General features: G+C 61.2%; 12 protein-coding genes. 3 read left to right on the top strand and 9 right to left on the bottom strand.

Translation table 11 applies throughout. From position 1 onward, the window contains the following. The first annotated feature begins 277 nt into the window (after nucleotides 1-277). Entirely contained in the window at nucleotides 278-745 is a 468-nt protein-coding gene (locus MUU54_RS10865; RefSeq protein WP_247244045.1) for an Lrp/AsnC family transcriptional regulator, read from the top strand. 21 nt (nucleotides 746-766) lie between these two features. Here the strand turns inward: MUU54_RS10865 and MUU54_RS10860 are convergent, their stop codons facing one another. From MUU54_RS10860 to greA, 4 genes are all read right to left on the bottom strand, one after another. Then, nucleotides 767-1,090: a hypothetical protein gene (locus MUU54_RS10860; protein ID WP_247244044.1), complete on the bottom strand. Its 324-nt coding sequence runs from the start codon at nucleotides 1,088-1,090 to the stop codon at nucleotides 767-769. 452 nt (nucleotides 1,091-1,542) lie between these two features. Continuing rightward, nucleotides 1,543-2,340 carry a hypothetical protein gene (locus tag MUU54_RS10855; RefSeq protein ID WP_247244043.1) on the bottom strand — a complete coding sequence of 266 codons (798 nt, stop codon included), beginning with the start codon at nucleotides 2,338-2,340 and terminating at the stop codon, nucleotides 1,543-1,545. A 42-nt stretch (nucleotides 2,341-2,382) separates the two neighbouring features. After that, on the bottom strand, nucleotides 2,383-3,447 hold the full coding sequence (locus MUU54_RS10850; protein ID WP_247244042.1) for a glycosyltransferase family 4 protein: 1,065 nt from the start codon (nucleotides 3,445-3,447) through the stop codon (nucleotides 2,383-2,385). A gap of 8 nt (nucleotides 3,448-3,455) precedes the next feature. Continuing rightward, on the bottom strand, nucleotides 3,456-3,932 hold the full coding sequence (greA, locus tag MUU54_RS10845) for a transcription elongation factor GreA (protein ID WP_247244041.1): 477 nt from the start codon (nucleotides 3,930-3,932) through the stop codon (nucleotides 3,456-3,458). Nucleotides 3,933-4,162: 230 nt separating this feature from the next. Here greA and MUU54_RS10840 point away from each other — a divergent pair, with 230 nt between their 5' ends. Together MUU54_RS10840 and MUU54_RS10835 are read left to right on the top strand one after the other, a co-directional pair. Next, nucleotides 4,163-5,395, top strand: coding sequence for a putative DNA modification/repair radical SAM protein (locus MUU54_RS10840; protein ID WP_247244040.1), 1,233 nt, complete (start codon nucleotides 4,163-4,165; stop codon nucleotides 5,393-5,395). Further along, nucleotides 5,395-6,855 (top strand): UdgX family uracil-DNA binding protein, encoded by a 1,461-nt coding sequence (locus MUU54_RS10835; RefSeq protein ID WP_247244241.1) that lies wholly within the window; start codon nucleotides 5,395-5,397, stop codon nucleotides 6,853-6,855. Before MUU54_RS10840 ends, MUU54_RS10835 begins: the two co-directional genes overlap by 1 nt. 21 nt (nucleotides 6,856-6,876) lie before the next feature. On the opposite strand, the gene MUU54_RS10830 is transcribed toward MUU54_RS10835, so the two are convergent. From MUU54_RS10830 to carB, 5 genes are all read right to left on the bottom strand, one after another. Further along, a complete protein-coding gene (locus tag MUU54_RS10830) occupies nucleotides 6,877-8,421 on the bottom strand; it encodes an MFS transporter (RefSeq protein WP_247244039.1) in 1,545 nt (514 codons plus the stop codon). A gap of 86 nt (nucleotides 8,422-8,507) precedes the next feature. Continuing rightward, entirely contained in the window at nucleotides 8,508-8,975 is a 468-nt protein-coding gene (locus MUU54_RS10825) for an SRPBCC domain-containing protein (protein ID WP_247244038.1), read from the bottom strand. Nucleotide 8,976: 1 nt separating this feature from the next. Beyond that, nucleotides 8,977-9,423: an SRPBCC domain-containing protein gene (locus MUU54_RS10820; protein WP_247244037.1), complete on the bottom strand. Its 447-nt coding sequence runs from the start codon at nucleotides 9,421-9,423 to the stop codon at nucleotides 8,977-8,979. After that, the gene (locus tag MUU54_RS10815) at nucleotides 9,420-9,761 is read right to left on the bottom strand and encodes an ArsR/SmtB family transcription factor (RefSeq protein WP_247244036.1); all 342 of its coding nucleotides are present in this window, start codon (nucleotides 9,759-9,761) and stop codon (nucleotides 9,420-9,422) included. Before MUU54_RS10815 ends, MUU54_RS10820 begins: the two co-directional genes overlap by 4 nt. A gap of 92 nt (nucleotides 9,762-9,853) precedes the next feature. Further along, nucleotides 9,854-13,339, bottom strand: a complete 3,486-nt coding sequence (gene carB, locus MUU54_RS10810; protein ID WP_247244035.1) for a carbamoyl-phosphate synthase large subunit — start codon at nucleotides 13,337-13,339, stop codon at nucleotides 9,854-9,856. Nucleotides 13,340-13,373: the final 34 nt, after the last annotated feature.

The following is a 13,373-nucleotide window of genomic DNA, read 5'->3' as shown; positions in this document are numbered from 1 at the left end:
ACGGGAAGCGATGCCTGCCCGGCTTGCGTCGTTTCCGGCAGACCTCTTCGGGAGAAAGCGGCACGAAGTCAAGAACGAACGGCAAGGCGCCCATTGGTGGGGACTCAGCAAACCTTTACCCGGTTTGAACCGACTGGGTGCGGGCGAGCGTTGGTGTCGATCATTGGCTTGATGCTTCTCGCCAAGCGGGCATTTCACCTGATGAAACCTGCAGCAGACCAATTCCCTTTCTCTGCAATTTGTCCTAAAGGCTTCAAGCCATTCAAAGGGAAATACTGTGTTCCGCGCCGATCTGGACGCCATAGATATCAAGATCCTGCGCGAGCTGCAGCGGGACGGCCGCATGACCAACGTGGAGCTTGCCGAGCGCGTTGGCATCTCGGCCCCGCCCTGCCTTCGCCGCGTGCGAAAACTGGAGGAGGCCGGCATCATCGAGGGCTATCACGCGCTCCTCAACGGCCCTAAACTCGGCTTCGACCTCGTTGCCTTTTGCATGGTGGGGCTGAAGCGTCAGGCAGACGCGGACCTTAAGTCTTTCGCCGGACGCGTCGCCAACTGGCCGATCGTGAGAGAGGCCTGGATGGTCTCCGGCGACAGCGACTTCCTGCTACGCTGCGCCGCCGAGAACCTCAGCGTGTTCCAGAACTTCGTCATCGAGGTGCTGACCGCCGATGAGCATGTTGACACCGTACGGACAATGTTGACAATCCGGCAGGTGAAGCGGCTGGGGCTGGTCGAGGTTTGATCTGACGCCGAACTTGGACAGTCAGTCCCACCATTTGTTTCTTTCTCGGTGTTGAAGTGCACGCAACCGGCTGTAGGCGGTATCATGCTCTTGAAGGCGAGCAAATACCTCTGCGGCGATCTCGCCTGCCGGGCCGTGGCGGAAGTAGGGCTCTAGCCTCCACCGCATGTTGCGAAGCGTGTCATCGATGCCGACGTTGATGAAGGTGATGCCGTCGAAGAGCGCGCGATAGCCGTTGTTGATCCGTTCGATTCGCTCGCCAAGAACTGTTGCGGTCTCGCGGCCATGGATGAAGCGGTCCGTCTCGTTGACTTTGACGGTATTGACCAAGAGGGACGTCATCATGGCGATCGCCCGGGTCAGCGGATCTTCGTCGTGATCCGCGAATGTATCTGCGGCTGAGATAAGCCATCGCAGATCGGATCTCGTGCGAAGAAAGGCTCCTTCCTGCTCCCATAGCGCCCTGAACCGTTGATAGTTTTGTCGCGTCGCGAACTCGCGGCGGACCAAGACAATTAGTTTCGCATGATGGAAAAGGAGCTCCGGTTGTCCGGAGAACTGGATGCGCAGGTTCTCCATGTGCTTGTCGAGTGACTTGATCTGGCCCAACTCGGGCGTTCTGGAGTCGGTTTGGATCAGCCTAGACTTCAGAGATTCAAGGTCATCAGGCAGATCCGAGTGCTTAAGACCGCCCCACCGGCGCTGATGTCGCGTAAAGGAGAAGAAGCTCTCGAAGCGCGTCTTTTTTCTAGGCATTCTGTTCTGTGCCCCTGTAGCGTCCGTTGCCGTTCAACACTTTACGACAATGTTGTCCAAGCTTGGCGCAGCCATCCAACATCTCCGATCCGGCGGTACCATTTCTGGCCGCCCCCAGCCAAGACTTCGCTCATCTTGGGATTGGCCGCGAAGACGACGACCCGCGCGCCCACCGGCGGCTTCGGATCCGCAAAGAAGCTCTTTAGATAACGCGGCACACATGCGTTCTTGAAGCTGACGCACCATTCCGCCGGCCAATACCGAAGCTCTCCGGCCTTGCAGATACGATCGCTTAGAAACTGCTGTTCATGCTCGAATTCCTGCGCCGCTCTCTCCGGATCAGCCAAGTAGTCTTCAAGGAGGTCTGCGTGGTGTCCGAACTCAAAGCGAAAGACGGAGCTATTTCCGACCATTGACAAGAAGCGGTCTCTGGAGTGGTTCAGCTTCCTCAGCGGCTTGGCACGAAAAAGATCGTCGTCCCGGATGATGTAGAACCTCCCGTCGAGGTCAAAGAAAGGATCCAGTTGATCAATGACGACCAGATCAAGGTCCAGGAAGAGTGTGGGTCCGCTGAGGTCGGCCAGGTCGGACGCGAGAACAGACAGTTTTCTCCATCGCAGGTCGGTTTCCCCCTGCCGCATCTGCATGTACGGCAACGGCTCCACCTGGATGCGTGTGTCCAGCCCCCCGGCGTCGTCTGTGAAGCAGACGAAGCGGTGGGCACGGCGCAGGTGTCGGCGAACGCCATAGAACAGGTTGTTCACGTACTCGGGGCCGTACAGGGTTCCCCATTTCATGCAGATGACGTTGACGGGGTCAGGGGAGTTCGAAGAAGCCATGAGACGCGATGACAGCAGAGAGGAGTGGTTGCAAGTTTTTCTTTACTTGTCTGTGGGGTAGTTCCTGATTAGGGCACCGTAAACCCTCACGAGTGCCTCAGCCTCGCCGTAAAGAGCAAAATTGGCCCTGACGAAATCAAGACCTCTCCGCCCGTGCTCGCCTGGCAGGTGCGGATCTCCGAGATACTCCCCGATCGCATCCCTCAGCAACTCATACTCCCCCGCCGGCACCACTGCACCCGTCTCGCCCGGCACGATCATCTCCGCATACGCCCCCGTGTCGCTGGCCACCACCGCAGTCTGCGATGCCATTGCTTCGAGCGGGGTCAGGCCGAAGCCTTCGTTGCGGGAGGGGGCGACGTAGAGGGTGAGGCGCCGGTACCAGGGCTTGATGTCATCGACTTCGCCCAGGAAGCGGATACGGTCTGAAAGGCCGGCCTGCTCGACGGACTGCTTCAGGTCGTCGGCGAAGCGCTGGTGCTCGGCTGTTGCGCGGCCGCAGATGATGGCGGTCCAGTCTGGGTGGTGCGGCAGCAATTCGATCATCGCCCTGACGAAAAGGTCGGTTCCCTTCTGGTGTCGCACCCGACCAAAGCATCCTATGAGATACTTGCCCGGCAGGCCGGTTGCGGCAATGGTATCCTCATGACTCTGAGGCGGGCGGAAGACGGAGAGATCCACCCCGTGACGGATCACCGTGTGCGCCACCTCAAGGAACGAGCCCGAGCGTGCACTGGTTGCCACCACGGCGTCCATCCGCCGCAGCAGCCACTTGGTGTAGCCGCTGTGATGGCGCTGGGCCGCGGAGGTAAAGAGCAGCTTCAGCGGCATGCGCAAAACGGTCTTCAGCAGAAGGCCAAAGAGCATCTCGTTGTTCCGGCGCGCATGCCAAACCCTCCACCGGTAGCCGTCCGGCCGGCGCCAGAGGGATGGCAGGTCGCTCCAGCGCATCTTCGGCAGGTGATCCGGCAGACCGGGTCCGAGCGTGACGATCCCAAGCCCCAGCCGCTGCTGTTCCGGCACAAGCTGGACCACGGTCGAGGTCACGCCGGAAAGCCGCCGCTTAAAGTGTGGCGCAATGACGGTGATGTGGCGAAGGGAAGCCAAAGGGCCGATCAGCCCCAGGAAACGGAGAGAATCTCGTAGCCCTTGGAGCCACCGGGCGCGTTCACCTCAATTGAATCGCCGACCTCCTTGCCGATCATCGCGCGGGCGATGGGCGAAGAGACGGAGATGCGGCCCGCTTTCACGTCGGCTTCTTGGTCGCCGACGATCTGGTAGGTCTTTTCTTCCTCAGTGTCTTCGTCGACGAGCTTGACGGTTGCGCCGAACTTGATCTTGTCGCCCGACATTTTAGACAGGTCGATGACTTCGGCGCGCGCGATCAGATCCTCGAGCTCAGTAATGCGGCCCTCGTTATGGCTCTGCGCTTCCTTGGCCGCGTGGTATTCGGCATTTTCTGAAAGGTCGCCATGGGCGCGCGCCTCGGCGATCGCCTCGATGATGCGGGGACGCTCCTCCTGCTGGCGCCAGCGCAGCTCCTCCTGCAGCTGGGTAAAGCCGTTCTGCGTCATTGGTACCTTATCGACCATATTCTTGTCCTTCACGTTGCGGCCGCGCTAGCCGCGACCACAAAAAGAAACAGGCTCCGGAGTAAAACTTCGGAACCATCCATACCTCAAATTTTCTGGAACTATAGCAGATCCATGCTCGTCTTTTCCAGCGTTTTCGAGATGGAGCGGTGGCGCGTGGTTTCAAGAGGCAGTCTCCTTAGCCGAAGGATGGCTTGACGACGACACTAAGAACATTTAGTGAACGTCTAATGAAGAAAAGCCTCAAAGACCGACTGGCCATTCTCTCCGATGCAGCGAAGTATGATGCCTCCTGCGCCTCAAGTGGAACCGTTCGTCGCTCGTCGGAAAAGTCAGGCGGGCTTGGGTCGACGGAGGGATCCGGCATCTGCCATGCCTATGCTCCGGACGGGCGGTGTATCTCGCTTCTCAAGATCCTGCTGACAAACTTCTGCATCTATGACTGCGCCTATTGCATCAATCGCTCCTCCAGCAATGTCGAGCGGGCGCGGTTTTCGGTGGAAGAGGTGATCTGGCTGACGCTGGAGTTCTATCGCCGCAATTATATCGAAGGCCTGTTCCTCTCCTCGGGTATCATCCGCTCCTCCGACCACACGATGGAGGAGATGGTACGAATTGCGCGCGAGCTGAGAACCACCCACAACTTTCGGGGCTATATTCACCTCAAATCCATTCCTGAGGCCTCTCCGCATCTGATTGAGGAAGCTGGTCTTTATGCAGACCGGCTGTCGCTCAACATCGAGCTGCCGACTGATGCCGGCATCACCCGTTATGCGCCGGAAAAGCATCCGGAGGGCATTCGCCGCTCCATGGGAGCGCTTCGCCTAAAGATCGAGGAGATGAGCGAGGCGACGCTACAAACAAAGCGGAGGCGGCGGTTTGCGCCCGCCGGCCAGAGCACGCAGATGATCGTCGGGGCGGACGGCGCCAACGATGCGACCATTCTCGGCACGAGCGCCCGGCTCTACGGCAGCTATGGCTTGAAACGCGTCTACTATTCCGCCTTCAGTCCTATTCCAGATTCCTCGAAGAACCTGCCGCTGATCAAGCCGCCGCTGATGCGGGAACACCGGCTCTACCAGGCGGATTGGCTCTACCGCTTCTATGGTTTCGATATCGGAGAAATCACCTCGGCGCGGGCAGACGGTATGCTCGACTTGGATCTCGACCCGAAGCTTGCCTGGGCGCTCGGACATCGCGATCGGTTTCCGGTGGATGTCAACCGGGCCGACCGGGAAATGCTGCTGCGGGTGCCGGGGCTGGGCACGAAGACGGTGAAGGGAATCCTTTCCGCGCGGCGGTTCTCGCGGCTGCGGCTGGGCGACCTGAAGCGGATTGGTGTGTCCCTGAAGAAGGTGCAGCCCTTCATCACGGCGGAGGGCTGGACGCCGCACCGTCTCGTCGACCGACCCGATCTGCGCGCAATGTTCGAGCCGAAGCCGGAACAGCTGTCGTTGCTGTGATGTACACGGTCACGCTGGAGGGCAGGGGTGATCTTTGCGAGTGGCGAGATGCCGCGCGCATGCTTCTCCAGGCCGGCGTGGAGCCGGGTGAGGTTGTGTGGCAGACGCCGGACGCGGCAGGCGGACTCTTTGCTGATGTGCCGAAAAATCTGCCGCGCCCAGGTGCGCAGCGCAAAGCCGTTTCAGTGCCGCCCGATTTCCTCAAGCTGGCAGGCGCGGTCGTCTGCCATAGCGATCCGCGGCGGTTCTCGCTGCTCTACCGGCTGCTGGTTCGCCTTGCGCGCGACCGGAACACCCTTGCCATGGCCGCCGATGCCGATGTGGTCGAGGCACGGCAGATGGCGAAATCGGTCGGGCGCGACTATCACAAGATGACGGCGTTTGTGCGCTTCAAGGAATCGCCGCTGCCGACGGATACGGCGGGGCGCCGCAGGTTCATCGCGTGGTTCGAGCCCGACCATTTCATCGTTGAGCGCGTGGCTCCGTTCTTCCAACGCCGGTTCAACGACATGGACTGGTTGATCGCGACGCCCCAGGGATCTGCCTCCTGGGATGGCGAGACTTTGCTCACGAGCACGGAGCCGGCGGAGAAGCCGGACCTTAAAGACAAGACGGATGATCTGTGGCGGACCTATTACGCCTCCATATTCAATCCGGCGCGCTTGAAGGTTAAGGCGATGACGGCCGAGATGCCGAAGAAGTACTGGAAGAATTTGCCGGAGGCGGAGCTCATTCCCGGTCTGATCGCCAATGCCGAGCGAAGCGTGCTGGAGATGGCGGCTAGGGCGGCAAGCGAACCGCTTCCATTCCACCATCGGCTGCAGGAGGCGGCAGCAAATGCGCCACCTGTGGATACTGCTCCTGCGGGAACACTCGAGGCTGTGAGGCAGGAGGCGCGACACTGCACCCGCTGCACGCTTCACTGCATGGCGACGCAGACAGTCTTCGGGCAGGGGCCGGAGCAGGCTAGGGTGATGGTGGTCGGGGAGCAGCCCGGCGACCAGGAGGATCTTGCCGGCAAGCCGTTCGTCGGCCCGGCAGGACAGGTCTTCAATGATGTGCTGCGCGAGGTCGGAATGGATCGCCGCTCGCTCTACGTCACCAATGCAGTCAAGCACTTCAAGTACGAGGCCCGCGGCAAGCGTCGCATCCACCAGAAGCCGAACCATGGCGAAATCCAGCAATGTCGCTGGTGGCTGAAGCAGGAGCTCGACTACGTCAAGCCGAAGCTGATCATCGCCATGGGAGCGACAGCCTTCTTCGCGTTGACGGACGAAAAGCAGAAGCTCGCGGATGTGCGAAGCAAACCACTGACCATGGAGGATGGGCAGATCCTCTTCGTAACCGTCCATCCCTCCTACCTGCTGCGCATCCCGGATCCCGAACTAAAGGCAAAAGAACTGATGCGGTTTCGCGAGGATTTGGAGTCGGTCCACAGGCTTGCCGCAGGCTTTGCATGAACCGGTTGAACCGCGTCTGGTTCAGTGGGATGCCAACTTGCTCTCGTCGATGTGAGCCGCAGCATAGACGCGGCGGGCGATCGCGGCGAGAAGAAGCAGCGTCAACGTCGCGACGATGCAGCAGATTGCGAAGCCTAGTGCAAACCCGCTCTTCGCAGCCGGCAGCCACACTGCCGAAGCGGTGAACGGTAGCCCCTGGGCCGTCTCCACCGCACCGGCGAGTGTCGCTGACACCGCTTCCGCCTGCTCCGGGCTGAGGCCTCTCAAATCGGTGCCGCTCATTGTGGTTCGATAGATGAGCGCGGCCAGGCTGCCGAGGAGCGCGACACCCAGGGCGCCACCGAATTCGGCGCTTGTCTCGGAGATCGCCGAGGCCGAGCCTGCCCGTTCCGGCGGAGCGGTTCCGACGATGAGGCCGGTCGTCGTGAGGATGACGGGAACGAAGCCGAGGCCGATGATCATGCTGGAGCCGAGGATGCCGACCAGGCTTTCCGAATAGGCGGCCACCGCCATGGCTGCTGTGCCGACGGCATTGACCACCAGTCCTCCGAGCACTGTCCTGATCGGACCGAAGTGGTTGGTGAAGCGGTGGGCCTGCAAGGACATGATTGTGAAGACGAGAGCGGATGGCGCCGACCAGAGCGCGGCCTTCAGGGGCGTGAGCCCAAGCACGAGTTGCAGGAAGAGGTTCTGGAAGAGGAAGACGCCGAAGACAAAGAAGATACCGGCGAGGTTGACCAGCAGCGAAGCGTTGAAGGCCGGGTTCTTGAACAGGGCGAGATCGATCAACGGGTCGGAAAGCCGCTTCTGGCGCCGGATAAAGGCGGTGCCAACGGCAAGACCCACGGCGATGTAGAGTAACTGGATCACTTGGAACCCGTCGGCGGCCATGTGCTTGATGCCGTAGATGACCGGCAGAACCGTGGCGAGGGAGAGCACCACGCTCACGAGATCGAGGCGACCGCTGTCGTCGCTCTTGTATTCCGGCAAGAGGAAGGGTGCGACGGCGAGAAGCACCATCATGACGGGGATGTTGATCAGGAAGACTGCGCCCCAGTGGAAGTACTGCAGCAGCAGTCCGCCAATCAATGGGCCAACAAGGCCGCCCAGCGCGAAGGCTGTGCCCCAGATGCCAATCGCCCTGTTCCGCTCGGCTTCGTCGCGGAAGAGATTGACGATCAGGGAGAGAGTGGAGGGGGCAATTGTTGCTCCGGCGATGCCCAATAGGGCCCTGGACAGTATCAGTTGACCGGCTGTCTGCGAGAACGCGGCGAAGGCCGAGGCGACGCCGAATGCAAAGGCTCCGATGAGCAGCACTCGGCGGCGGCCGATGCGGTCTCCAAGCGTTCCCATGGTCATCAGGAAGCCTGCAACCATGAAGCCGTAGATATCGTTGATCCACAGGAGTTGCGCGGCCGACGGATCGAGATCCGCTACGATCGCCGGCACAGCGAGAAATAGCACCGATAGATCCATGGAATAAATCAGACAGGCAATCGACAGGACGGACAGGCCGACCCATTCCCGCCTGCCTGCAGGTCCAGGCACTTGCACGATCGCCGCCATGATTGTTCTCCCGGAGATCGGGCGGAGAGTTCCTCAAGTTGTGGCACTTGACAAGAGCCAATTTGAGCCGCGCAAAAGGCCGACCGTCAGGCCTGCGTCAGCGGGGCCGTGACATAGGCATCGAGCCGCGCCAGTGTCTGCTTGCCGCCCTCGACTGCACCGTGCTTCACCGTTGCCTCGCGCGCTTCTGCGGTCGCGAAGGTGAGGGTGATGGTGATCCGGGTGGCATCGCCTTCAGCCTCAAGCGTGATGGCGCCTTCGAACCAGGCCGGTTCGCCAACTTCGGCGCCATGATCGTAGGCAATCCGGTTGGGCGGGCTAATTTCCTTGTAGCGGATCCAGTTCGGCCAGTCCTTGTCGGGGCCGTGCATCGTGTAGCGCCAGAGCCCGCCGACGGAGAAGTCCATCCCATGCGTCTCGGTGACGAAACCGTCCGGCCCCCACCATTTGTCCAGGTGCCGGGCCGCGGTCAGCATCTTGAAGACGAGCTCCGGAGGCGCCGAGATGAGGCGGTTAACTGAGATGATCCGGTTACTGTCTTGTCCTGTCATCATGTCAGCGTCCTTCGTTCAGCTGTTGGAGGAGGGCTTCAAGGCGGTCGAAATTCTGCTCATTGGCGGCGGCAATGAACTTCTTGAGTTGCAGGTTCTCTGCGGTTGGTTCGAAGAGCATGCGCCAGTGAAGGCGGGTGCCGCCCCCTTCGGCCACGAACCGCATCTCCATCGTATAGACGTGCATGGGGAGGTGGTGCAGGAAGACGATCCGCTCGGAAGGGACGATCTCCTGGAAGGTCGAGCGGTTGTCGAAGTCGGTGCCGTCGGACGCGGTCATGGTAATGTGCCAGTCACCGCCAGGGCGAAAGTCAAACCGGTCGATCCTGTTGGCGAAGCCATGCGGACCCCACCATTGCGTCAGCTTCTCCGGATCGGCGAAGGCGCCGAAGAGGGTGGACGGGCCGACCTCGAACAGGCGGTCGTTGAGGATTTCCATCTTCTCGCTCATTTTTGCTCTTCCTCCTCTTCCGTCTTCAGTGTCGCGAGGTAATCCTCGAGCCGGTCGAGGCGGTGCTCCCAGAGCGAGCGGTAGTCGCCGAGCCAGCCGTCGATGGTCTTCAGGGCTTCAGGCTCCAGCCTGCAGGGTCGCCATTGGGCGGTGCGGCCACGCGAGATCAGCTTCGCCTTCTCCAGAACCTTCAGATGTTTGGAGACGGCGGGTAGGCTCATGTGGAAGGGCTGGGCAAGTTCGTTCACCGTTGCCTCTCCCTTCGCCAGCCGCGCAAGGATGGCGCGGCGGGTGGGGTCGGCGAGGGCAGCGAATGTCTGCGAAAGCTGATCAGTCATGGTTAGCTATTTAGTTAATTAACTTTTTAGCTAAATAAAGCAGAAAAAGAATCCGGTCAACAGCAGCTGACCGGTCTCGCGACTTAGGACCCTTAGAAGTAGCTCTGCAGCGGGCGAACCTCGAGGTTGCCGGCCTTCAGGGCCCGGATCGCCAAGGCAGCTGCTTCGGCACCGGCCATGGTGGTGTAGTAGGGCACCTTCTGCATCAGCGTGGCCCGGCGTAGCGACTTGGAGTCTGAGATCGCCTTGTTGCCGTCCGTCGTGTTGATGACGAGCTGGACCTGCCGGTTGCGGATCGCGTCCTCGATATGCGGACGGCCTTCCAGGACCTTGTTGATCTTGGTGGCGGTGATACCCTTCTCGGCAAGGAAGCGGCAGGTGCCGCCGGTCGCCAAGACCTTGAAGCCGATCTCCGTCAAGATGCGGATGGCCGGCAGGACCCGGCTCTTGTCCTCGTCGCGAACCGAAACGAACACCGTGCCTTCACGCGGCAGTTCGACGCCGGCGCCGAGCTGGCTCTTGGCGAAGGCGAGTGCGAAATCGGTGTCTAGTCCGATGACCTCACCCGTGGAGCGCATTTCCGGCCCGAGCAGGATGTCGACGCCGGGGAAGCGGGCGAACGGGAAGACGGCTTCCTTGACGGCGATGTGCTTCAGGTTGCGCGGGTCGGGCTTCTCGCCATAGGCGCCGATCGCTGCGTCCAGCTTTTCACCGACCATGATGCGGGCGGCGATCTTGGCGATCGGCGCCCCAATGGTCTTGGCGACGAAAGGCACGGTGCGCGACGCCCGCGGGTTGACCTCCAGAACGTAGATCGTGCCGTCCTTGATGGCGTACTGGACGTTCATCAGGCCGCCGACATTGAGCGCCTTGGCAAGCGCCGTTGTCTGGCGCTCCAGCTCGTCCACCGTCTCCTTCGACAGCGAACGGACCGGCAGCGAGCAGGCGCTATCGCCCGAGTGGATGCCGGCTTCCTCGATATGCTCCATGATGCCGGAGACGAAGACGCTCTCGCCGTCACACAGCGCATCGACATCCACTTCCACGGCGTTGGTCAGGTAGCTGTCGAAAAGCAGCGGATTCTTGCCGAGCAGGGTGTTGATCTGGCCCGTCTTGTCGTTCGGGTAGCGCTGCTTGATGTCTTCCGGAACGAGGCCGGGTACCGTGTCGAGCAGGTAGGTCTGCAGCATGGACTCAGAGTGGATGATCTGCATGGCGCGGCCACCCAGAACGTAGGACGGGCGCACGACCAGCGGGAAACCGATCTCGGCCGCCACGAGGCGCGCTTGCTCGACCGAATAGGCGATACCGTTGTTCGGCTGCATGAGATCGAGCTTCATCAGGAGCTTCTGGAAGCGGTCGCGGTCTTCCGCGAGGTCGATCGCGTCCGGTGCCGTGCCGAGGATCGGGATGCCGTTCTTTTCCAGCGCTTCTGCGAGCTTCAGCGGCGTCTGGCCGCCGAACTGGACGATAACGCCGACGACCTCGCCCTTCTCCTGCTCGGCACGCAGGATTTCGATCACGTCTTCCGCCGTCAGCGGCTCGAAATACAGACGATCGGAGGTATCGTAGTCGGTCGAGACCGTTTCCGGGTTGCAGTTGATCATGATCGCTTCGAACCCGGCATCCTTCAAAGCGAAAGCGGCATGGCAGCAGCAGTAGTCGAACTCGATGCCCTGGCCAATGCGGTTTGGACCGCCGCCGAGGATGACCACCTTCTTGCGGTCGGAGACCTGGGCTTCGGAATGGAGCGAACCGACGAAAGGCGTTTCGTAGGTGGAGTACATATAGGCGGTCGGCGAGGCGAACTCGGCGGCGCAGGTGTCGATGCGCTTGAAGACCGGGCGCACGTTCAGACCGTTACGGAGTCCGGCAACTTCCTTCGGACGCTTGCCGGAAAGGCTGGCAAGGCGGGCATCCGAGAAGCCCATGGCCTTCAGCATGCGTAGGTTTTCCGCATCAGTCGGCAGGCCATGCTCGCGTACACGCGCTTCCATGTCGGCGATCGCCTTGAACTGGCTGATGAACCAGGGATCGATCTTGCAGCCTTCGTGGACGTCGGCTTCTGACATCCCCATGCGCAAGGCCTGCACGACCATGCGCAGACGGTCCGGCGTCGGCGTGCCGATCGCGGCGCGGATGGCATTATTGGCGTTCTCACCATCCTCGAGGCCCGGGATCTCGATCTCGTCGAGGCCCGTGAGGCCGGTCTCCAGACCGCGCAGCGCCTTCTGCAGCGACTCGGCGAAGGTGCGACCGATCGCCATGACTTCGCCAACCGACTTCATGGCGGTGGTCAGCGTCGGCTCCGCACCGGGGAACTTTTCGAAGGCAAAGCGCGGGATCTTGGTGACGACGTAGTCGATCGACGGCTCGAAGGAAGCGGGAGTCGCACCGCCGGTGATGTCGTTTTCCAGCTCGTCCAACGTGTACCCGACGGCAAGCTTGGCGGCGACCTTTGCGATCGGAAAGCCGGTGGCCTTGGAGGCGAGCGCGGAGGAGCGCGAGACACGCGGGTTCATCTCGATGACGACGAGGCGGCCGTCCCTCGGGTTGACGGCGAACTGCACGTTTGAGCCGCCGGTCTCGACGCCGATCTCGCGCAGAACCGCGATCGAGGCGTTGCGCATGATCTGGTATTCCTTGTCGGTCAGCGTCAGCGCCGGCGCGACAGTGATGGAATCGCCCGTATGGACGCCCATTGGGTCGATGTTTTCGATCGAGCAGATGATGATGCAGTTGTCCGCCTTGTCGCGGATCACCTCCATCTCGAATTCCTTCCATCCAAGCACCGATTCTTCAATCAGCACTTCGGTGGTGGGGGAGGCATCGAGGCCGCCGGAGATGATCTCGAAGAACTCCGACCGGTTATAGGCGATGCCGCCGCCGGTACCGCCAAGCGTAAAGGAGGGGCGGATAATCGCTGGCAGGCCGACATGATCGAGCGCCTGAGCGGCAACTGCCATCGCATGCGCCATGTAGCGCTGCTTGCGGTCGGTCTCACCGAGGTTCCACTGATTTTCTAGTTCGTCGAGCGCCTTGTCGAGTGCATCGCCGGACAGGCTGGAGCGCAGCTTGACCCGCTCCGCCTCATGGGCGTTGCGGTCCTGCTCCTTGATTTCGGTAGCGTTGGCCAGCATCGACTTCGGCGTTTCGAGCCCGATCTTCGCCATCGCCTCACGGAAGAGGGCACGGTCTTCGGCCTTGTCTATCGCCTCCGGCTTTGCGCCAATCATCTCCACCTTGTAGCGGTCGAGCACGCCCATGCGCTTCAGGGAAAGGGCTGTGTTGAGGGCTGTCTGGCCGCCCATGGTCGGAAGCAGCGCGTCCGGACGTTCCTTGGCGATGATCTTGGCGACGACTTCGGGTGTGATCGGCTCGACATAGGTCGCATCGGCGAGACCCGGGTCGGTCATGATCGTTGCCGGGTTAGAGTTGACCAGGATCACCCGGTAGCCTTCCTCGCGCAGCGCCTTGCAGGCCTGGGTGCCGGAATAGTCGAATTCGCATGCCTGGCCGATGACGATCGGACCCGCGCCGATGATGAGGATCGATTTGATATCTTGGCGCTTGGGCATAGCTTCTTTCCGTTTCTTGTGGCGCGAAAAACCG

The organism is Pseudorhizobium tarimense, assembly GCF_022968135.1.
Taxonomy (GTDB): domain Bacteria; phylum Pseudomonadota; class Alphaproteobacteria; order Rhizobiales; family Rhizobiaceae; genus Neorhizobium; species Neorhizobium tarimense.
This window is presented reverse-complemented; position numbering and strand designations above follow the sequence as displayed.